This is a genomic window from Kitasatospora cystarginea (assembly GCF_039533515.1).
Classification (GTDB): Bacteria; Actinomycetota; Actinomycetes; order Streptomycetales; family Streptomycetaceae; genus Kitasatospora; species Kitasatospora cystarginea.
On record NZ_BAAATR010000001.1, the window covers coordinates 339,384 to 358,800 of the forward strand.

16 protein-coding genes are annotated in these 19,417 nt (G+C 73.1%); 6 read left to right on the forward strand and 10 right to left on the reverse strand.

The window, feature by feature from the left end; translation table 11 throughout:
* Nucleotide 1 precedes the first annotated feature (1 nt).
* The 4 genes from ABD369_RS01500 to ABD369_RS01515 are packed head-to-tail and all read right to left on the reverse strand — an operon-like array spanning nt 2 to nt 6,489.
* A complete protein-coding gene (locus tag ABD369_RS01500) occupies nt 2–3,007 on the reverse strand; it encodes a TIR-like protein FxsC (protein WP_344634302.1) in 3,006 nt (1,001 codons plus the stop codon).
* Nucleotides 2,997–4,016, reverse strand: a complete 1,020-nt coding sequence (locus ABD369_RS01505; RefSeq protein ID WP_344634303.1) for an AAA family ATPase — start codon at nt 4,014–4,016, stop codon at nt 2,997–2,999. Before ABD369_RS01505 ends, ABD369_RS01500 begins: the two co-directional genes overlap by 11 nt.
* 17 nt (nt 4,017–4,033) lie before the next feature.
* The gene (locus ABD369_RS01510; RefSeq protein WP_344634304.1) at nt 4,034–6,112 is read right to left on the reverse strand and encodes a VMAP-C domain-containing protein; all 2,079 of its coding nucleotides are present in this window, start codon (nt 6,110–6,112) and stop codon (nt 4,034–4,036) included.
* Nucleotides 6,112–6,489, reverse strand: a complete 378-nt coding sequence (locus ABD369_RS01515) for a CU044_2847 family protein (RefSeq protein ID WP_344634305.1) — start codon at nt 6,487–6,489, stop codon at nt 6,112–6,114. Before ABD369_RS01515 ends, ABD369_RS01510 begins: the two co-directional genes overlap by 1 nt.
* A gap of 483 nt (nt 6,490–6,972) precedes the next feature.
* On the opposite strand from ABD369_RS01515, the gene ABD369_RS01520 reads away from it, so the two are divergent.
* Nucleotides 6,973–7,455, forward strand: coding sequence for a DUF2269 family protein (locus ABD369_RS01520; RefSeq protein ID WP_344634306.1), 483 nt, complete (start codon nt 6,973–6,975; stop codon nt 7,453–7,455).
* A 174-nt stretch (nt 7,456–7,629) separates the two neighbouring features.
* On the opposite strand, the gene ABD369_RS01525 is transcribed toward ABD369_RS01520, so the two are convergent.
* Nucleotides 7,630–8,625, reverse strand: a complete 996-nt coding sequence (locus ABD369_RS01525; protein ID WP_344634307.1) for an Lrp/AsnC family transcriptional regulator — start codon at nt 8,623–8,625, stop codon at nt 7,630–7,632.
* A gap of 158 nt (nt 8,626–8,783) precedes the next feature.
* Between ABD369_RS01525 and ABD369_RS01530 the strand changes: the two genes are divergently transcribed.
* A complete protein-coding gene (locus tag ABD369_RS01530) occupies nt 8,784–9,581 on the forward strand; it encodes an inositol monophosphatase family protein (protein WP_344634308.1) in 798 nt (265 codons plus the stop codon).
* Nucleotides 9,582–9,735: 154 nt separating this feature from the next.
* On the opposite strand, the gene ABD369_RS01535 is transcribed toward ABD369_RS01530, so the two are convergent.
* The 4 genes from ABD369_RS01535 to ABD369_RS01550 all read right to left on the reverse strand — a co-directional run bounded on the left by ABD369_RS01535 (nt 9,736) and on the right by ABD369_RS01550 (nt 13,714).
* Complete coding sequence (locus ABD369_RS01535) at nt 9,736–11,364, reverse strand: acyl-CoA dehydrogenase family protein (RefSeq protein WP_344634309.1); 1,629 nt, start codon at nt 11,362–11,364, stop codon at nt 9,736–9,738.
* A gap of 10 nt (nt 11,365–11,374) precedes the next feature.
* Entirely contained in the window at nt 11,375–12,010 is a 636-nt protein-coding gene (locus tag ABD369_RS01540) for a TetR/AcrR family transcriptional regulator (RefSeq protein WP_344634310.1), read from the reverse strand.
* A gap of 108 nt (nt 12,011–12,118) precedes the next feature.
* The gene (locus tag ABD369_RS01545) at nt 12,119–12,949 is read right to left on the reverse strand and encodes a S1 family peptidase (RefSeq protein WP_344634311.1); all 831 of its coding nucleotides are present in this window, start codon (nt 12,947–12,949) and stop codon (nt 12,119–12,121) included.
* A gap of 141 nt (nt 12,950–13,090) precedes the next feature.
* Nucleotides 13,091–13,714 (reverse strand): TetR family transcriptional regulator, encoded by a 624-nt coding sequence (locus ABD369_RS01550; RefSeq protein WP_344634312.1) that lies wholly within the window; start codon nt 13,712–13,714, stop codon nt 13,091–13,093.
* A gap of 109 nt (nt 13,715–13,823) precedes the next feature.
* Between ABD369_RS01550 and ABD369_RS01555 the strand changes: the two genes are divergently transcribed.
* The 3 genes from ABD369_RS01555 (at nt 13,824) to ABD369_RS01565 (ending at nt 15,776) form a co-directional block, all read left to right on the forward strand.
* Nucleotides 13,824–13,991 (forward strand): hypothetical protein, encoded by a 168-nt coding sequence (locus ABD369_RS01555; RefSeq protein WP_344634313.1) that lies wholly within the window; start codon nt 13,824–13,826, stop codon nt 13,989–13,991.
* A gap of 160 nt (nt 13,992–14,151) precedes the next feature.
* Nucleotides 14,152–14,439: a DUF4190 domain-containing protein gene (locus ABD369_RS01560; RefSeq protein ID WP_425557504.1), complete on the forward strand. Its 288-nt coding sequence runs from the start codon at nt 14,152–14,154 to the stop codon at nt 14,437–14,439.
* 230 nt (nt 14,440–14,669) lie between these two features.
* The gene (locus tag ABD369_RS01565; protein ID WP_344634314.1) at nt 14,670–15,776 is read left to right on the forward strand and encodes a chitinase; all 1,107 of its coding nucleotides are present in this window, start codon (nt 14,670–14,672) and stop codon (nt 15,774–15,776) included.
* 84 nt (nt 15,777–15,860) lie between these two features.
* Here ABD369_RS01565 and gcl read toward each other — a convergent pair whose 3' ends face one another.
* The gene (gcl, locus tag ABD369_RS01570) at nt 15,861–17,639 is read right to left on the reverse strand and encodes a glyoxylate carboligase (RefSeq protein WP_344634315.1); all 1,779 of its coding nucleotides are present in this window, start codon (nt 17,637–17,639) and stop codon (nt 15,861–15,863) included.
* Between the two features lie 335 nt (nt 17,640–17,974).
* Here gcl and ABD369_RS01575 point away from each other — a divergent pair, with 335 nt between their 5' ends.
* The gene (locus ABD369_RS01575) at nt 17,975–19,171 is read left to right on the forward strand and encodes a lactate 2-monooxygenase (protein ID WP_344634316.1); all 1,197 of its coding nucleotides are present in this window, start codon (nt 17,975–17,977) and stop codon (nt 19,169–19,171) included.
* Nucleotides 19,172–19,417 lie beyond the last annotated feature (246 nt).

Here is a 19,417-nt window from a genome sequence, read left to right on the forward strand (position 1 = left end):
GCTACGACGTGAACGCGCTCTCCAGACCGTCGAGCCGCAGCGGCGTACCGGGGAGGATCGCGGTGCGGTCCGCGACGTCCACTATCCGCACCGCGATCCGGTGCACCGCCATCTCGTACTGCTGCCGGTACTTGCGCAGGCTCGCCAGCCCGTACAGCCCCTCCTCGACGTAGGACGAGCCGAGCCCGCTCTGCACGTACTGCAGTCTGGCCGCCACCGGCGGGAGTTCGGCCAGCGGCACCGGCGACCAGAGCACCGGCACGATCCCGCTGGCCCACCCGGTCGCCCGCCCCCGCCGCTCGAAGGCCGTCCACTCCCTCCCGCACCGCTCGGACCGGAAGTAGCTCCGCGAGTACAGCGGCACCAGCACCCGGCAGCTGGCCAGCGCCTCGGACACCCCCCGGTCCGCCTCCGGATCGGCCGGGTCCAGCCGGTCCATGAAGCCGGCGGGCACCGCGCCCGGCAGTGCGGTCAGCTGCAGTACCTCCTCGGTCAGATCGGCGAACAGCTGCTCCACCAGCGGCTGCGGGCGCTCGGTCACCGGGTAGCTCAGGAAGAAGTACGGCTGCGCGGGCCCCGGCGGCTCCGCGTCCCACGCCGTCTCCTGGCGGAAGTTGCGCGAGTGCGAGGCGGCGTTCGGCCGACGGGTCGGCACGCTCTGCGAGGAGCGCGGCGAGGGCCGCCCCGTCTCCCCGGTGACGGCCGGGTTGCGGGAGAACAGGAAGGGCCGGTCCCCCCAGGAGAAGATCCGCGACTGGGCGAGGTCCACCTCGCGGATGCCCCGCTCGTGCACCTCGCGGATCAACTGACCAACCGTCAACTCAGCAGGGGATCCCGGGCTTCCGTCCCGCAGCACCCGGGCGAGCCGACTGGCGTAGGAGCGCGCCGACGGCTGCCGCATGCTCACCACCACGTGCGTGTCGGAGGAGTCCTCCATGATCGCGGGCTCGTCGGGCAGCACCTCCTGCCAGCCGTCGATGACCAGCAGCCGACTGCGGGCCCGCGCCGCCGCCATGGTCTCCAGCATCGCCACGCAGTCCACCGACCTGGCCGCGGGGCCCAGCGTCAGCCGCTCGACCGGCGGCCCGGCCGCCTCCCCGCCGACGTAGACCACCAGGACGTCCTCCGCCTCGGCGACGGCGGACCGCAGTGCGCGCTGGAAGGCGACCGGGTCGTCCACGCCGGCCCAGACGCGTTCCGGGGCGAGTCCGACCAGGGCCCGGCTGGAGAGCGCGGCGGCGAGGCCGGTGACGTCGCCGCTGGCGCGGAACTCGTGCTCGGCGAGCGGCTCGGCCGTCGAGGCTCGCGAGGTGGTGAGCAGCAGCACGGCCCGGGACCGCTCGGGGTCGGGCAGGCCGGGCGGGGCCTGCGGCACCGGGACCGGCCGCCGGTCCGGCTGCGGCACCTGCTGGAGCACGGGTGCGGTCGGGCCGTCCAGCAGCCGCAGCGCGGCGGGACTGATCAGGGCGAAGGCGCGGCGTTCCAGCGCCACCGCCGCTCCCCCGCTGTCGGTGGCCGCCAGGGCGGCGAACTCGCCCGGCGCCCGTCCCGCCCGTTCGGCGATCTGCTCGCCGACCCTGGCGAGCAGTCCGACGGCCTGGTGGGTGGTCGAGCGCGGCAGCGTGTTCAGCAGCAACTCCCGCACCCCCGACCGGAATTCGAAGTGGTCTCGGCGGCCATCGCGCTCCTTGAGCAGCCCGCTGACCACCACCTCGGCAAGGTGCTGGGGCTGCGGGCGGGTGAAGCTGGCGCGCTGTAGCAGCCGCATCACGGGCAGGGCGGGGGTGGTGAGTGCAGTGAGCCCGGCCAGGGTGAAGGCCTCCCGGGAGGCCACCGAGCGGAAACGCAGGACCAGTTCCTCCGGGCCGAGTTCGTGCGGTTCGGGCAGCGGTTCGACGTCGTCGGCGTACTCGGCCGGGGCGGGGCCGACCAGCAGCGCCGAGCCGACCACCTGGCCGCCGGCCGGACTGCCCACCAGGCGGGCCCAGTTGGCGATCCAGCCGGCGTTCGGTTCCAGGACGGGCAGCGGCAGCTCACCTGGCCCGGGCGGCAGCTCGCTGAACGGCGCGAAGCCGTACGCCGAGTTGGGGACCCCCGCCTCGGGTGCGGACAGCAGGCCGACCTCGGGCGGCAGCGCGGCCAGCTGCCACAGCCGCTCGGGCAGCGGCTGCACCACGGCGACCGGGGCCCGGCGGGCCAGCGTGTGCAGGGTCCGGTACCAGTGGTTGCCGGCCGCGCCGGGCCGCCACTGCGGGCCCATGCAGTCGCTGAGCACCAGCACCACCGTGCGGGCGTCGGCCATCGGGCGGGTCGCCAGCCGTCCGCTCGCGTCGAGGCGGGTCCGCACCACCTGGCGGAAGGCGCCGGTCTGCACCAGCAGGGTGTGCAGTTCCTGGAGCAGCGGGCGCCAGAGCGCCATGGTGGGGCCGCAGTCGAAGACCAGGTGCAGGTCGAGCCAGCGCTCGGTGCTGGGCCGCAGCACCGGCAGTACCGGGCGCCGGCCCTGCGCGCACCCCGTCCCGTGCGCCAGGCGGTCCGCGGTGGCCGCGTCGGCCAACCGGTTGGCGGTGGCGTCCTCGTCCAGTTGGACGTGCCGGGGGTCGGGAACCCGCCGTTTGAGCGGGCGCAGCGCCCGCTGCAGGGTGAGCGGGCGGGCCAGCATCGGCACGCTCGGGGTGGGGACGGCCGCGACGGCGGCCACCGCGTCCTCCGGATCGCCGGAGGCCAGGTGCAGGGCGGTGCGGACGCTCTGCCCGGCGCCGGCCGCGGTGCCGGTGCTGCGGCCGGCCGTCCGGTTCGGGTCGACCAGGCGGTCCTGGCGGCGGGCGCCCGGCCCCCCGGCACCACCGCCCGTCTCCTGGCCCGCGTCGCCCTCGCGGCCGCGGGCGGCGAGCCAGAGCAGTTCGGCGAGTTCCACCGGCCCCGGATCGGCCAGTCCGAGCTCGGTGAGCAGGGCGGCGAGCTGGTCGAGCGGTCCGGCGGTGCCCGGCGCCTGGTCAGAAGACATCGTCGTCCTGGCCTCTGCTGAGGTACGGCATCACCTGGGCGGCCAGGGCCGCCCGGTCGGCGGCCTCGGCGAGTTCGGGGCGGGAGGTCAGGTAGATCGCGTTGAGCAGCTGGTCGGTGGCGAGTTCGCCGTCCTCCCGGCGGCCCAGGAAGACCTCGACGATCTCGCCGACCAGCCGGGCGTCGGCCTCGGGCAGATGGGCCTTGACGATCTCCTCCAGCTCGGCGCCTTCGGGACGGCGCAGCTCCAGCACCACGCAGCGGCGCAGGAAGGCCGCCGGGAACTCGCGTTCGGCATTGCTGGTCAGCACGGTGAACGGGAAGGCCCGGCAGCGCACCCGGCCGCCGCTGATCGGCGCCCGGTGGCAGCCGTCGGCGGTGAGCACCTGGGCCTCGGGCTGCTGCGGTGCGGCGCGGACGAGTTCGTCGATCTCGTACTGGCCGTCCTCCAGCACGTGCAGCAGGTCGTTGGGCAGGTCGAGGTCGCCCTTGTCGATCTCGTCGATGAGCAGCACCCGGGGCCGCCGGTACGGGAGCAGGGCGGTGCCGAGCGGGCCGAGGCGCAGGTGCTCGTCGAGGGCCGCGCCGTACGTCCGGGGCCCGGCCTGGTTGGCGGCGTAGAGGCGGGAGAGCGGGTCGTACTGGTAGAGGCCGTCGCGCAGGGTGGAGCGGCTGGTGATGTTCCAGCGGAGCACCGGGCCGAGGCCCAGCTCGCGGGCGACGGCGTACGGGAGGCTGGACTTGCCGCTGCCGGGCGGACCGGTGACGAGCAGCGGGCGGCGCAGGTAGAGGGCCGCGTTGACGAGCTCGACGGTCTCGGGGGTCGGCCGGAAGGTGCCCGCCCGGTGGCCCGCGGTGGTGGCCCAGCGCTGGTCCGCGCCGTCCGCCCGACCGACCGGACCGTCCAGCGGCGGTCCGCCGTCGAAGGCGCGCCAGGGCGGCGGCGGGGGGAGTTCGGCGAGCGCGTCGTGGGGCTCCTCGACGCCCCGGTAGATCGGCTTGAGCGGCATGCTGCGGCCCTCTCGTGCTAGTCGCTCGGGTGGCGGGGTGGTTGGGCGGTCGGGGCGACCCCGTAGGGTCGGTGCGGGCTCGGCACGACCTGCGGGTCCTCCCAGAGCAGCACGAGCCCGGCCGACCAGTGCGCGCCCGGGTCCTCGCCCTCCTCCGCCTGGTGGCGCAACTCCCTCACCCGGCGCGGCAGGTCGTCCAGCTGGAGATCGGCCAGCTCGACTGCAAGTCTGTCAAGGAACCGCCTGTTCCGGCAGGTCTCGACGTAGGTGTGGTCGGTGGTACAGGTGTGTTGGGTCCACATGACGGCGGGCGCACCGGCCTTGAGCGCCGCCGCGAGCAACGGTTCGTACGGGGTGCCCTTGGGCGGGCCGGGCAGCACGGGCAGGTCCGCGCGCGCCACCGGACGCAGCCGCTGGTAGAGCCGTTTGCTGTCCGGGACGGCGTGGCACGGGATCGGGTACAGGGCGGCGCTGTGGTCCTCCCGCATCCGGGCCCACTTCATCTCCAGGTGGCGCCGGTCGGCGGCGTTGGCCCGGCGCAGCTGGTCCACCACCACGACCGCGTGGTCGGCGCCGAGCGGACCGAAGTCCTTGCGCCTGGCCCAGCTGTGCACGGGCTGGGTGATCCACTTCCGGGGCAGCGCGAAGATGATCAATTCGGCGCCGTCCGGCTCCAGTTGGCCGATCTCCTCCTCGATCCGCTCGCGGACGAAACCCGGCAGCATCGAGCTCAGCATGGTCCGCGAGTGCGGCTCGCCGAGCACACCGTCGCGGATGGCGGAGATCGACACATGGAACATCCTGGTCCCGGCACCGCTCGGCTGGATGTCCACCAGGATCGGGCGCCAGCACTCCCGGCGCGGGGCGGCGCGCACCGGCTCCCCTGGCGCGGGGACGGTGCCGCGGGACGCGCCGGCGTACGGCACACCGGCGGCGAGCCAGCGGGAGAGCCCGGCGCGCAGCCGCTCGTCCTCGGCCGACTCGGCCAGCCGGCCGACGAAGTCCAGCACCGGATGCAGCCGGCCGACCGGCTGCGGAACCTCGGAGAGCAGGTACCAGGCCGCCTCCCAGAGGTTGCGCGGCCGGGTCGGCGGGTCCGGGCAGCCCAGCCGGCCGGCCGCCGCGCGGTACAGCTCCAGCGGGTCGGCCGCCACGTCGGCGTCCGCCAGCAGCAGCCGCAACTCCCTCACCACGTCCGCCGGTACGGCCGCCCCCGGGAGCCGGTCGGCCACCTCGGGCGCGTACCGGGCGATCGCCTCGTCGGGCAGCATCTGGCCGAGCCGGACCGCCGGGACACCGCCGTGCCGCCGGGCCCGGTCGTCCACGCCTCGCCAGAGGGTGTCCTGCGCCGCCGTCACGATGCCGACCACTTCCCCGGTCCCGGCGAGCACCACCGGGCCGCCGCTGAACCCGGGCGCGAGCGGCATCCCCGTGCCCTCGTGCTCCAGTTGGACCAGCTCGCCGCCGATCCGCAGCGCGCCCCTGGTCAGCCGGACCTCGCTGCTCAACCCGCCGTCGTGCCCCTCGGGGAACCCGTACGCGGCCAACTGCGGCGCGTGCAGCCCGCTCCAGCCGTGCAGCGGCGCGAACCTGGCAGGGGTGGCCGTGTACGGCGAAAGCGCGGCGTCCAGCTCCAGCACCGCCACATCGCCGGTGCCGCCGGACCGTTCCACCCACGGGCCGCGCACGGCGACGGTGGCGCCGATCGGCGGGTGGTCGGGGCGCGCGGCGAGATGGACCCGCGCCCGGACACAGCCCTGCACCACATGGGCGCAGGTGAGCACCCGGCGGTCGGAGATCAGCAGCCCCGCGCCGGTGGTGGCGAACGGGCCCTCGGTGGTGATCCGGGTGAGCCAACTGACGTCCTGCCGGGCCGAGTCGGCGCCGGGGTCGAGCCGACCACCGCAGTCACGCTGAAGCGGCACGCCGTAGGCGGGGGCTTCGGGAACGTCGGGGGCGGGGTCGCGGTACGAGGACTCGCCGCGTGCGGGATCGCCGTAGCCCGCCGGGGCCGGGAGGTGCGTCACCTCCTGGTCCGGCAGGTAGTTGGCCGTCTCGTCGAACATGGTGTCGTCCCGGGTCCGCGGGCCGGCCATCAGGGTTCGTCGCGACCGGCCGGGATTCTCTCCGGCGCCCAGACGAGTTTGACCGTCAGATGGGCGTCGGTGGCGGTCTTGGCGATCAACGCCCCCGCCTCGGCCGAGAGTTTGACCCCGAACGCGATCTCCACCGCGTCCGGCTTCAGACTGCCGTCACGGAACGCCGCGAGCGCCGATTCGGCAGCCACCCGGACACCCGCGAGCGCCTGCTCGAAGGTCGCCGACGCGCGCTCCACCCCGGCGGTGACCGCTGACGAACCACGACCGACCGGCTGCATGCCGTACGGCTCGTCGTCCCCCAGGCCCTCCGTCTCGGCGCCCTCGACGCGCACCACGGCGCCGCCGACCGTCACGAACTCCGCATACTCAGGCACGACTTCCCCCTCAGCCTTCACCTTTGTTCTCCCAGGATGCCCTACCGGGGAGGAATGATTCCTCGACTCGGAGTCTCGAATCGCGCACCGATTCCCGCCGGATCCCCCCGAGCGGGTGACCGACTCATCGGGCCATCGGGCGGCAGGGGGCACTCCGCTGCTCCGCTACTCCTGCGCGGGGTTCGCAACGGCCTGCCCCGGCCAACGCCGGATGACTCCTCCCCGTGGGCCGCCGGTCGCCGAGGCGGGTTCCCCGATCAGCGGGCCGCACCTGCCGCGGAGCCGCCACGTCAGCACTGACCGGCCCTTCGAGGGCTTCCGGACCGGAAGCAGCCGATCACGCGCTGTGCTCGGCCACCCCCGACCACCGGGCGACCGACCACCTGGTGTTAGCGTGCCGAGGGCTCCGTCGACCGGACCCCGCCGGTTGCCCGCCGTCCGTCCGCCGGGCCCGGCCACCGTCCGCGAAGGGTGTCTCCTCCCATGGCCAAGCTCCTGCTGAGCCTGCACGTCCTGGCCGCAGTCCTGTTCATAGGCCCGGTGGCCGTCGCCGTGAGCATGTTCCCGGCCCGCGCCAAGGCCGCCCTGGCCGCCGGCCCCGACCAGGCCTCGGCCGCCGCCTCGGTGAAGCTGCTGCACCGGATCACCCAGGTCTACGCGCTGCTCGGGATCGCCGTGCCGGTGATGGGCGTCGGCACCGCGCAGGTGATGGGCATCATCGGCCAGGCCTGGCTGATCGTCTCCATCGTGCTGACCGCGCTGGCAGCCGGCGCGCTGCTGTTCTTCGTGCTGCCCGCCCAGCAGAACACCATCGACGCGCTCGACGCCGCGCCCGAGAGCGAGGAGCACACCCGGGCGACCGGCGGTCTGCGCCTGCTGCCGATGACCGCCGGGGTGTTCAACCTGCTGTGGGCCGTGGTGACGGTCATGATGGTGATCCGCCCGGGCTCGACCACCGGCGCCTGACCCCCGGCACCACGGCCGTCCCCGCGCGGCGGAAGCCCGCCCGGAGCGCCTGCCGCATCGAAGCCCCCGGCCCGCACCGGGGGCTTCGCCGTTCCCCCGGTCCGGCTCACCTCACGCGGCGAGCTCGTTCACGCGTCCCGGCCAAGGGCCGCCGCCGGAGGCGGTCGTCCCCGGTCAGCGGCTCGCCCTGACGGGCCTCCGCCCGCCGGGTGCGGGTTCGCCGCGCAGTGGTACGCCTGCCCGTTTCACCGCCCGGGCGACGATCGCGGTCTCGACCCGGGAGATCCCGAGTGGGCCGAGCGTCTCGGTGGTGAAGCGGTAGAGCCCGGCGTGGTCCGGGCAGAACACGGTGGCCATCAGGTTGGCCGGCCCGCTGGTGGCGAGCACTCCGTGCACCTGCGGGTGTCCGGCCAGCCGTTCACCGACCTCGGCGAGGCGGCCCGGTGGGACGTCCAGCCAGAGGTTGGCGTCGACCGTCATCCCGAGCAGCCGGGCGTCCACGGTGGCGTGCGTCCGCAGCAGGCCGCCGGCGGCCAGCCGGGCGAGCCGGCGGCGGACGGTCGACTCCGGCGCGCCCACTGCGGCGGCCAGTGCGGCGTGCGACCGCCGCGCGTCCTCGCCGAGTTCCGCGAGCAGCCGCCGGTCCAGCTCGTCCAGCGCGGGCGGCGGGGTGGTCGGCGGCTCCGGTTCCAGCGCGGCGGTCTGATCCGCCGCCAGATATCCGGCCCGCCACCGGCCGGCGTCCGTGAAGACGTGCAGGACGGCGTGTGCGCTCGCCTCCACCACCGAGCCGGTCGCCGGGAGTTGGGCGTGCACCAGGTGGTCGCGCGAGCCCGGGTCGGCCAGCATCACCGCGCTGACCTCGTGCCCACCCAGCATGATGTCGACGAACGGCACGTCCGGACGTGCCGCGAGCGCGTGCGCGATCGCCTCGACCTTGCCGCGGAGCACCCGGACCCGCAGCAGCAGCGCGCCGAGCGCGGCCTCCTCCACCGCGGGCAGCCGCACCACCCGCAGCGCCCCGGTGTGCTGGAGGCGGGCCAGCCTGCGGGTCACCGTACGCGCCGAGACCCCGAGCACCTCGGCGATCCGGCCCGGCTCGGCCCGGCCGTCCACCTGGAGCGCGCAGACCAGCGACCGGTCCAACTCGTCCAGGACCTGATCCGCCATTTCAACCTCCCCCGTGTCTGACTTCCGCCACTGGGGCCGCAGGAAGCGTCCGCAGTCGCTGCCCTCACGGTACTTCTTGTCACGGCCGAGCACGAGAGCCGAGTACGAGAGCCCGGCCGAGAACCGAACCCGAGAACCGAACCCGAGGAGAACCCGCGATGGACGAGATCACCGCCCTGCTGCCCGCCGCCACCGAGGCCGTCGTGGCCGTGGGTGCCCACCTTGTCGAGCGGCACCGCCCGGAGCCCGCAGCCGCCGCGAATCTCGCCGGGGCGATGGCCGTCTTCAACGAACTGGACACCCCGGCCTCGGACTTGCTGCGGGAGCGGCTCACCGGCCTGCGGCCGCAGGCCGGTTGGCTGGCCGACGAGCTGGCCACCTCCATCCCGGTCAACGGTGAGTGGTGGAGCTGCGACGCCACCGACGGTGCGATCCAGTACCTGTGCGGACTGTCCCAGTGGGCGGTCACCGCGACGCTCATCCGGGACGGCGAGCCGGTGCTCGCCGTTGTGCACTCGCCGGTCCAGGGCTTCACCTACACCGCGGCCCTCGGCGGCGGCACCCGGCTGAACGGGCGGACGGTCCGGCCGCAGGTGCGCGAGCTGTCGGCGGCGGTCGCCACCACCAGCCAGCCGCCGACCGTCGCCGAGGACCCGGTCGCGCTGCGCCGGGCGGGCGAGTCGCTGTCGGCCCTGCTGCCCCGGGTGCTGGCGGTCCGCAACCTCGGTCCGACCAGCCTCCAGATCTCCCAGGTCGCCTCCGGCCATCTCGGCCTCTTCTGGCAGTACGGCGCGGACCCGGTCAACCTGCTGCCCGGCGCACTGATCGCCCGCGAGGCCGGCGCCCGGGTCACCACCACCGGCGGCACGCCCTGGACTCCCGCCGCCGACGGCTTCCTCGCCGCCGCCCCCTCCCTGCACTCCGACGCCGTCGCCGTGCTCGGTCAGGTCTCCTGATCCGGTGCGCGGCGCACCCGGCTACCTCTCACTGGTCCGACGTGCCCCCGACCGGCCCGTCCTCGCCCGCCACCCCGAACAGCGCCGCCGCGTTCCGGTAGCGGACCGCCCGCAGAACCGCCGGACCTCCGCCACCTCGGTCATGTCACGGGGCTCACGCGTGCCGCGCGCGGGCAAGGATCGCCTCGGTGTCCAGCCCCGTCGGCAGGGTGCCGTACGCACCGCCGTGGTCCCCGCCGAGCCGCGAGGCGCAGAACGCCTCGGCCACGGCCGGATCGCCGTGGCGGACCAGCAGCGAACCCTGGAGGACCAGCGCCATGAGTTCGACCACACGCCTGGTCCGGTACTCGACCTCGCGCAGGTCGCCCAGCTGCTTGCGCAGTTCGCCGACAGCCGCGTCGAGCCGCCGGTCCGCTCCCGCCGCCGCCTCGACCTCACCCAGGAAGGCCTCCACGGTGGCCGGCCTGCGGGCCATCGCGCGCAGCACGTCGAGCGCGGCGACGTTGCCCGAGCCCTCCCAGATGGAGACCAGCGGGGCCTCCCGGTAGAGCCGGGGCATGCCCGACTCCTCGACGTACCCGTTGCCGCCGAAGCACTCCAGCGCCTCCGCCGCGTGCCCCGGACCTCGCTTGCAGACCCAGTACTTGGTCACGGCCAGCCCCAACCGCCGTACCAGTGACTCCTGTTCGTCACCCGCGAGGCTCAGGTCGGTGGCGTTCGCCAGCCGCAGGGCGGCGGTGGTCGCCGCCTCGGACTCCACCACCAGGTCGGCCAGCACGTTGCGCATCAGCGGCTGGTCGACCAGCGCCTTGCCGAACGCCCGCCGGTGGGTGGCGTGGTGGAGTGCCCGCACGGCGCCCAGCCGCATCGCGGAGGCGGCGCCGAGGGTGCAGTCGAGCCTGGTCATGTTGACCATCTCGATGATGGTGGGCACCCCGCGCCCCTCCTCGCCGACCAGCCAGCCGACCGCGCCGTCGTACTCGATCTCGGCGGAGGCGTTGGAGCGGTTGCCCAGCTTGTCCTTGAGCCGCTGCAGCAGGATCCGGTTCCGGCTGCCGTCGGGCAGGACGCGCGGCAGCATGAAGCAGCTCAGCCCGCCGGGCGCCTGGGCGAGGGTGAGGAAGAGGTCGGACATCGGCGCCGAGGTGAACCACTTGTGCCCGGTCAGCCGGTAGCTGCCGTCCGCCTGCGGCACAGCGCTGGTGGTGTTGGCACGGACGTCGGAGCCGCCCTGCTTCTCGGTCATCGACATGCCGGCGATCAGTCCGCGCTTGCCGCTCGGCTCCCGCAACCCGAAGTCGTACTCGGGCGCCGCCAGCAGCGCCTCCAGCCGGTCGCCGAGTTCGGGCGTCTGCCGCAGCGCGGGGACGGCGGCGTAGGTCATCGAGATCGGGCAGGTGTGGCCGGCCTCGACCTGGCCCCAGACGTAGAACTTCGCGGCCCGCGCGGTGTGCGCGCCCGGCCGGTCGTCGCGCCAGGGCGCGGCGTGCAGACCGTGCGAGACCGCGACCCGCATCAGCTCGTGCCAGGCGGGGTGGAACTCGACCTCGTCGATCCGGTGGCCGTAGCGGTCGTGGGTGCGCAGCACCGGTTCGTACTCGTTGGCCAGCCGCCCCCACTCGGCGGCCTGTTCCGTCCCGGCCAGCTCGCCGAGGCGGTGCAGTTCGGGCTCGGCCCAGCCGGCACCGGCCCGGTGGAGCGCGGCGAGCAGGGTGGGGTCGGTGGCGACGTCGTGGCCGTACTGGTCCGGCACCTGGTTGGTGACCTCGTGCGTGGACGGCATCGCGTCCTCCTCAGGAACTCCGAGTGGCTTTGTCTCCCTGCTCCGCGCCCAGGGCACGCTGGGCGAAGGAGACCAGGGCGGGGATCACGTCGTCCGGGTCCGATCCGGCGGCGAGCGGGCCGACCAGTGCCTCGCCGACCGCGCCGACCAGTGCGGCGGCGGTCAGTTCGGCGTCCTGGTGCGGTAGTTGACCGGTGGCGATGGCGGCCCTGATCTGTTCGGCGAACAGATCGCGGAACGCCCGCCGGAAGACGAGGCGTTCGGCGTCGACCACCGGGTCGGCGGGTTCGACGAGCAGGGCGTAGGCGAGCCGGGGGGCCTTGAGTGCCCGCGCGGCGAAGGTGCGGACCACGGCCGCCACCCGCCCGTGCGGCCCCTCGCCCCGGTCGGCCGCGTCCGCGACGGCCTCGCCGACGGCCGCCACCTCGCGCTCGACCACGGTGCGGAACAGCACGACGGACAGCTCGGCCTTTCCCCCGAAGTGCTGGTACACGCTACCGGTGGCGATCTTGGCCCGGCGCGCCACCGCCGCCACCGAGCAGCCGCCGTAGCCGTGTTCGGCGAGCAGCTCGACAGCGGCCTGGAGCACCGCCTCGCGCTGGGCGTCCAGCCGGGCCTGGACGGCGGGTGTGCGTCGGTATGCCACACCAAGAATTGAAGCACTGATTCAGAACTTCAGCCAGGGCCTCCGCCCGGAAGGCGGAACGGGCCGCCCGAGGGCGGCCCGTTCGGCGGACGGCGAGTGCGGTGGGGGCTAGGGCTTGGGCAGGGTGCACCCCGGCAGCGTGAGGTCCAGCCGGTTCCCGGCGGCGAAGCAGGACGGGATGAAGTACGTCTCCTCGGCGTAGTTGATGCCCTGGCGGACCGCCACATTGCCGTTCTCGTCGACCTCGCACGGGTTGTCGACGGTGCAGGACTCACCGTCCTCGTTGCCGGTGTTGTTGACCGCGACCAGCTGCCCAGTGCTGGTGTCCACCACCGGCGAGCCCGAGGTGCCGCCGATGGTGTTGCAGCTGGGGGTGTACCGGACGGAGTCCTTCCAGGTCCAGTCACCCTCCTTGAGTCGGTAGACGAAGCCGTCGATGTTGCAGGAGTAGGTCTTCTTCCAGTAGCCGGAGACCACCTTGATCGCGGCGCCCGCCACCGGGTGGGCCGTCGACATCGTCAACGGGCTTATCCCGTAACGGGATTTGATCGAGGCGTAGCTGGTGTTCAGCTGGTAGAGGGTCACGTCGGTGTCGGTCATGGTGCTGTAGACGACCTTGGTGGCCCGCAGCGTGCCCAGCCGTCCGCCGGTGGAGCTCAGCAGCGTGAAGCTGCGACTGGACGGCTGGTCGGTGATCACCTCGCCGGCGGCCGGCATCCCGGTCTCCAGACAGTGCCCGTTGGTCAGCACCAGCGCCGGGTCGCCGGCGGCGGAGTTCGGCATCCGCACCAGCGAGCCGGAGCAGTCGCTGAGCGCCACGGTTCCGGCGAAGTCCACCGTGACGGCGGGCGCCTTGGCCGAGGCGGGTAAGGCGGCGGCCAGGGTGGTCGCCCCGGCCAGCAGAAGTGCGGAGAACGCTCCGATGAGCGGCTTCTTCATGAAAGTGCCTCTCGGTGTGGGGGTCCTCCCAAGCTGACGTGGGCATGTTGGGTTGTCAATACGATGCGGACACCGGAGCATTGTTGGAAAGTCAGCCCGCTACCGATCGCGACCGGCCGTGAGCCGACACCCGAACCCCCGTCAGCCCTCGCGCCAGTGCCTGCGCCCCACACTGATCAGCCGCAACTGGGTCCGCGCCGTGGCGGCGATCCGCGCCCGGTCCGCGGGCCCCGCGGCATCGAGGAAGGCGACGGCGGTCGCCACCATGTGGTCGACGTACAGCTCCGCGAGCATCCGCACGTCCGCCGCGCTCCACCCCTCGGACTCCGGCTGCGCGCCCAGCGCCTCGGCCACCTCGTCGGCGAACCGCGCCAGCTCGGCGGCGATCGCGGCCCGCACCGGCTGCACCCCGCCGTGCCGCTCGCGCGCCAGGAAGCGGACGTACGCCCGGCGCTCCCGGACATGCCCGGCGATCAGTTCGACCGTACGGTCGATCAGCTCACCGGCCTCGGCCTGCTCGGCGAGCGCGCCCCGCACCAGGCCGTGCAGACTGGCCAGCGATTCCTCCACCAGGACCACGCCCAACTCCGCCAGATCCCGGAAGTGCCGGTAGAAACCGGCCGGCGACATGCCCGCCTCCCGAGTGACCTCGCGCACGCCGAGGCCGCTGAGGTTCTGATGCTCCAACAGGCGCAGCCCGGCATCGAGGAGCGCACGGCGGCTCTGCTGCTTCTGGGCCTGCCTGACCCCCACGGTGTGACTCACATCATTCAGTAAACAACTGTTTGCTGACTCGCGCCAGCGTAGAGTGGAGAAGTCAGCGAACAGTTGTTAGCTGACTCTGGATCCGCCGACCATCCGTGAAGGGCTGGCCATGCTCCTCGCCGCCATCGTCGCCATGGGCCTCCTGGCCGGGGCCGCCATCCACACCTCACTGCCGGTCTTCCTGAGCGCCTCCACCGCGATCACCGCGTGGCTGCTCGTCTTCGCCGCCCGGGAACACCTCGCCAGCACCCGGCTCACCCGCGCGCACCGGAGCTGAACGGGTAGCCGATCGGGCGGCGCGCCCGCACGCCGGCACTGCCGCTCACCCGAGCGCGCGCCCGAACACCGGAGCCGCCGCTCACCCGAGCGCGGGTGGGCACAACGGACGCGGCCCGCCCGCGCACACCGGAACCCGCCCCTCCCGCAGGAGAACCGCCTTGAACCAGCTCACCGCCCGCCCCCCGGCCGCCGCCGCGAACTCCGAGCGCACCGAGAACGCCGACCAGATGGCCGTCGCCTCCTTCATCCTCGGCCTGCCCGGACTGCTGATCTTCAACCTGGTGCTCGGCCCGCTCGCCGCCACCCTCGCCGTCCTCGCCCTGGTCCGGCAGACCCGCCGCCGGGGCCGCGCCCTGCTCGGGCTGGTCCTCGGCATCGCCGATCTGGCCGTGCTCGCGGCCACCGTGCTGGCCGGTCACGGCACCATCTGGCAGCTCGGATCCTGACGTCCGTCCCCTCGTGGACCGAATGGGCGAAGCGTTCACCCGTCGCTACGGTTCGAGTATCAGGTAGGACAAAGCGTCAATAATCTGTTCCGGTACGGATCTCATATTTATGAGCACATGACCAGCCATTCGACGGGACAGCAGGCTCGGGCCGCCGCGGAACGCGCGACCCCAGAGCGGTCGGCCTCCGGGGGACCGACGCCCCGTCCGGTCCGACCACGAGGACGCCGATGCTCAGCCCCCTCCGCCTGACTTCGACCCTTGCGCCGATCGCCCTGACGGTCGGAACCCTGCTCGCCGGTGCCGCACCCGCCCACGCCGGCGCCGCTCCCGGCCCCGGCTTCCCGTCCCGCTACACCGCCCCGTACCTGGAGACCTGGCGCTCCCCCGAGAAGCTGACCGAGCTCCATCGCACCACCGGGCTCAAGTACTTCACCCTGGCCTTCGTGATCAGCGGCGGCGGCTGCAAAGGCGCCTTCGACGGGACCATCCCGGTCGAGCACCGGGGCTGGCAGTCGGCCGTGAACGGCCTACGGGCGGCCGGCGGAGACGTGATCACCTCCTTCGGCGGTGGTTTCGGCACCGAACTCGCCCGGGCCTGCGACTCGGTGGCCGCGCTGAAGGTGGAGTACCGCAGAGTGGTCGACTCCCTCAACCTGACCAGGATCGACTTCGACATCGAGGGCGCCTCCCTGGACGACGCCGAGGCCAACGAGCGCCGCAACCAGGCGCTGGCCGAGCTCCAGCGGGAGTTCGCGGCCGCCGGGCGGCGGCTGGCCGTGCACTACACCCTCCCGGTCAACCCCGGCGGCCTGTCCCCCAACGCGATCGCGCTGCTGGAGAACGCCAGGGACCGGGGTGTACAGGTCAGCGTGGTCAACATCATGACCATGAACTACGGCCCCGACCTCGACATGGGAAGGATCGCCATCACGGCCGCCGAAGGGCTCCACCGCCAGATGGCCGCCATCTGGCCGCACAAGACCCCCGAGGAACTCTGGGGCATGCAGGGCAACACCCCGATGATCGGCGTCAACGACCACACCAACGAGGTCTTCTCACTGGCGGACGCCACCACTCTGGCGAACTTCGCCGACGACAAGGGCATCCAGCTGATCGCCTACTGGTCGACGGGCCGCGACGACGCCTGCCCCGCCGACGGCGTGCGCGTCGCCGACTGCAGCGGCACCCCACAGGGCCCGCACGACTTCTCCCGCGTCCTCGGCCGCAAAGGCCCGCTCCGGCGCGCGGCGCCGGACGCACGGTCACCACGCTGCCTCAGCTGGTTCGTCAGGACCTGTGACTGGCAGAGCAGTTGGCAGAACGGAGTCTTCTGAGCCGCACCCGGCCGCCCCGGCCGGGAAGCCTCCTCCCCGACCGGGGCGACCGGCGCCGAAGCGGCCGGCTCGAACCGGCTCCGGTCAGACCAGCGGCCTCACCGCGGTCGGGGCGTCACCCGGCGCGATGGCGAGCTCCTCGAACTCGTTCACCTTGTCGATGTCCGCGGCGGCCATCGAGATGTCGGTGACGCGCTCCAGGATCGCCTCGACCACGACCGGGACCCGGTACTCGGCGGCCAGCTTCCCGGCCTCCTCGAAGGCCGGCAGCAGCCGGTCCGGCTCGGTGACCCGGATCGCCTTGCAGCCCAGGCCCTCGACGACCTTGACGTGGTCGACGCCGTAGACACCCAGCTCAGGGGAGTTGAGGTTCTCGAACTCCAGCCTGACCTGGAAGTCCATGTCGAAGTTGCGCTGCGCCTGGCGGATCAGGCCCAGATAGGAGTTGTTCACCAGGACGTGGACGTAGGGGATCCGGTGCTGGGCGCCGACCGCCAACTCCTCGATCATGAACTGGAAGTCGTAGTCGCCGTAGAGGGCGACTACCTGGGCCTGGGGGTCGGCGATGGCGACCCCGAGCGCGGCCGGGATGGTCCAGCCCAGCGGGCCGGCCTGGCCGCAGTTGATCCAGTGGCGCGGCCGGTAGACGTGCAGCAGCTGCGCGCCGCCGATCTGGGAGAGGCCGATGGTGGTGACGTAGCGGGTCTCGGGGCCGAAGGCCCGGTTCATCTCCTCGTAGACGCGCTGCGGCTTCAACGGGACGTCGTCGAAGTGGGTCTTGCGCTGGAGGGTGGCCCTGCGCCGCTGGGTGGCGACGGCCCACTCGCCGCGGTCCTTCAGCTCCCCCGCGGCCCCGAGCTCCCCGGCCACCTCGACGAAGCGCTCCAGCGCGGCCCTGGCGTCGGAGGCGATGCCGTAGTCCGGGGCGAAGATCCGGCCGATCTGGGTCGGCTCGATGTCGACGTGGACGAACCTGCGGCCGGCCGTGTAGACCTCCAGGCCGCCGGTGTGACGGTTGGCCCAGCGGTTGCCGATCCCGAGGACGAAGTCCGAGGCGAGGAAGGTCTCGTTGCCGTAGCGGTGCGAGGTCTGCAGGCCGACCATTCCGGCGTTCAGCTCGTGGTCGTCCGGGATGGCTCCCCAGCCCATCAAGGTCGGGACGACCGGGACACCGGTCAACTCGGCGAACTCCACCAGCACTTCGGAGGCGTCGGCGTTGATGACGCCTCCGCCGGCGACGATCAGCGGGCGCTCGGACTCCTGCAGCAGCGCGATCGCCTTCTCGGCCTGGGCCCGGGTCGCCGACGGCTTGTAGACCGGCAGCGGCTGGTAGGTCTCCGGGTCGAACTCGATCTCGGTCAGCTGGACATCGGCCGGCAGGTCGATCAGGACCGGGCCGGGACGGCCGGAGCGCATCAGGTGGAACGCCTGCTGGAAGACGCCCGGAACCTGCGCGGCCTCCAGGACCGTGGTCGCCGCCTTGGTGACCGGCCGCGCGATCGAGGCGATGTCGACCGCCTGGAAGTCCTCCTTGTGGATCCGGGCGGTCGCCGCCTGGCCGGTGATGCACAGGATCGGGATCGAGTCGGCGCTCGCCGAGTACAGGCCGGTGATCATGTCGGTGCCGGCCGGGCCCGAAGTGCCGACGCAGACGCCGATGTTGCCGGGCTTGGTGCGGGTGTAGCCCTCGGCCATGTGGGAGGCGCCCTCGACATGACGGGCCAGCGTGTGGTTGATCCCGCCCGCGGCCTTGAGGGCGGCGTAGAACGGGCTGATCGCGGCGCCCGGGACGCCGAACGCGACCTCAACGCCTTCGCGCTTGAGGATCTCAACTGCCGCGCGGGCGGCTGTCATACGAGGCATCGGCTTCTCCTGCGTCGGCCCGGTGTGGGGGCTCTGCTCGACTCCGCACACTTTTCGCTGATTTCCACGATGCGAAAGAATAGTTTTGCTATGTGAAAGCAAGGTAGGTCGCCCCGAATGCGGTCGTCAAGGGGCGGCCGGCCGGCGGGACGGCTGCCGCGCTTCGTCCGCCCGGCGGTTGGTAGTTGGCGGTTCGCAGTCGGCGGTCGGTGGTCGGCGGTCCGCGGACCGCAGCACCCGATCGGCCCGAAAACTCCGTACGGGACTGGAGTTCGGCACCGCCGAGGTGATGGACTCTGCCCCGGTCCGGCATTGGCGCAGGAGAGGGGCTGGGAATGGCTTCGCTGAGCGGCGGGAGCGCGGAGGCGGCACGGGACTGGTCGGCGTACCAGTTCGAGATCTACCTGAACGGTGTGGCCGGAATCGTGCCGCGGATGCCGACCGACCTCACCCGGCTGGAGGAGGTGGCCGGCCGGTGGCTGGCGCCGGGACCGGTCGGATACGTCACGGGCGGTGCGGGCAACGGCCGTACCGTTCAGGCCAATCGAGCCGCGCTGGACCGCTGGCAGATCGTGCCCCGGATGCTGCGCGACGTCAGCGAGCGCGACCTCACCGTCGAGGTGCTCGGCCGGAGCCTGCCGGCTCCGCTCGCGCTGGGGCCGATCGGGGTGCTGTCGATCGTGCACCCGGAGGCCGAGCCCGCGGCGGCCAGGGCGGCGGCGGCACAGGGCGTTCCGTACGCCCTGTCCTCGGTCTCCAGTACGCCGCTGGAGCAGGTGGCGGCGGCGATGGGGGACGGCGAACGCTGGTTCCAGCTGTACTGGGGCAAGGACCGCGAGGTCACCCGGAGCTTTCTGGGGCGGGCGAAGGCATCCGGTTTCAGCGTGCTGGTGGTCACCCTGGACACCCCCATGCTCTCCTGGCGCCCACACGACCTCGACCAGGCGTACCTGCCGTTCCTACGGGGCGTCGGCACCGCCAACTACTTCACCGATCCGGCGTTCCAGGCCGGGTTGGCCAGGCCGGTGCACGAGGACCTGAACGCCGCGGTGCTGCACTTCACCGCGATGTTCTCCGACCCCGGGAAGACCTGGGACGACCTGGCGTTCCTGCGCGAGCACTGGGACGGACCGATCGTGCTCAAGGGCGTCCTGCACCCGGACGACGCCCGGCAGGCCGCCGACGCGGGCATGGACGGGGTGGTGGTCTCCAACCACGGCGGACGGCAGGTCAACGGGGCGATCGGGGCCCTCGACGCACTCCCGGGCGTGGTCGCGGCGGTCGGCGACCGGCTGGACGTCCTGTTCGACAGCGGGATCCGCAGCGGCGACGACGTGTTCAAGGCGCTCGCCCTGGGGGCCCGCACCGTCCTGCTCGGCCGCCCGTACGCGTACGGGCTCGGCCTCGACGGGCAGGCCGGGGTGGAGCACGTGATCCGCGCCCTGCTCAACGAGTTCGACCTCACCCTTGCCCTCTCCGGGCACACCTCCGCCACCGGGCTGACACCGGAGGCACTGACCCGCGCGGACTGACCCGCGCTGGCCGGCTACCGGGGGCGGCCCGGTACGCGGGAGGCGCGGGAGAGCCGACCGGGCCCCCGGAGCCGTACCGTGCCCGCACGTGGGTGGGATCACCAGGGAGACCGTGGTCGGGATCGCGCTGGCCGCCGTCCAGAACGTGACCGAGTACCTGGCCGGCCGCCCGCCCCAGGACGCCGACACCAGCTGACGCCCCGGCACGGCGTGAGGCGTCCGGCGGCGCGCGGAGCCGCACGACCG

Coding starts and splice junctions, on each gene's coding strand:
- ABD369_RS01535 (WP_344634309.1), bottom strand. CDS start 11,364: ATGCCGTCCACGCACGAGGTCACCAACCAGGTGCCGGACCAGTACGGC.
- ABD369_RS01520 (WP_344634306.1), top strand. CDS start 6,973: ATGGCCAAGCTCCTGCTGAGCCTGCACGTCCTGGCCGCAGTCCTGTTC.
- ABD369_RS01500 (WP_344634302.1), bottom strand. CDS start 3,007: ATGTCTTCTGACCAGGCGCCGGGCACCGCCGGACCGCTCGACCAGCTC.
- ABD369_RS01565 (WP_344634314.1), top strand. CDS start 14,670: ATGCTCAGCCCCCTCCGCCTGACTTCGACCCTTGCGCCGATCGCCCTG.
- ABD369_RS01530 (WP_344634308.1), top strand. CDS start 8,784: ATGGACGAGATCACCGCCCTGCTGCCCGCCGCCACCGAGGCCGTCGTG.
- ABD369_RS01575 (WP_344634316.1), top strand. CDS start 17,975: ATGGCTTCGCTGAGCGGCGGGAGCGCGGAGGCGGCACGGGACTGGTCG.
- ABD369_RS01545 (WP_344634311.1), bottom strand. CDS start 12,949: ATGAAGAAGCCGCTCATCGGAGCGTTCTCCGCACTTCTGCTGGCCGGG.
- ABD369_RS01505 (WP_344634303.1), bottom strand. CDS start 4,016: ATGCCGCTCAAGCCGATCTACCGGGGCGTCGAGGAGCCCCACGACGCG.
- ABD369_RS01510 (WP_344634304.1), bottom strand. CDS start 6,112: ATGGCCGGCCCGCGGACCCGGGACGACACCATGTTCGACGAGACGGCC.
- ABD369_RS01555 (WP_344634313.1), top strand. CDS start 13,824: ATGCTCCTCGCCGCCATCGTCGCCATGGGCCTCCTGGCCGGGGCCGCC.
- ABD369_RS01525 (WP_344634307.1), bottom strand. CDS start 8,625: ATGGCGGATCAGGTCCTGGACGAGTTGGACCGGTCGCTGGTCTGCGCG.
- gcl (WP_344634315.1), bottom strand. CDS start 17,639: ATGCCTCGTATGACAGCCGCCCGCGCGGCAGTTGAGATCCTCAAGCGC.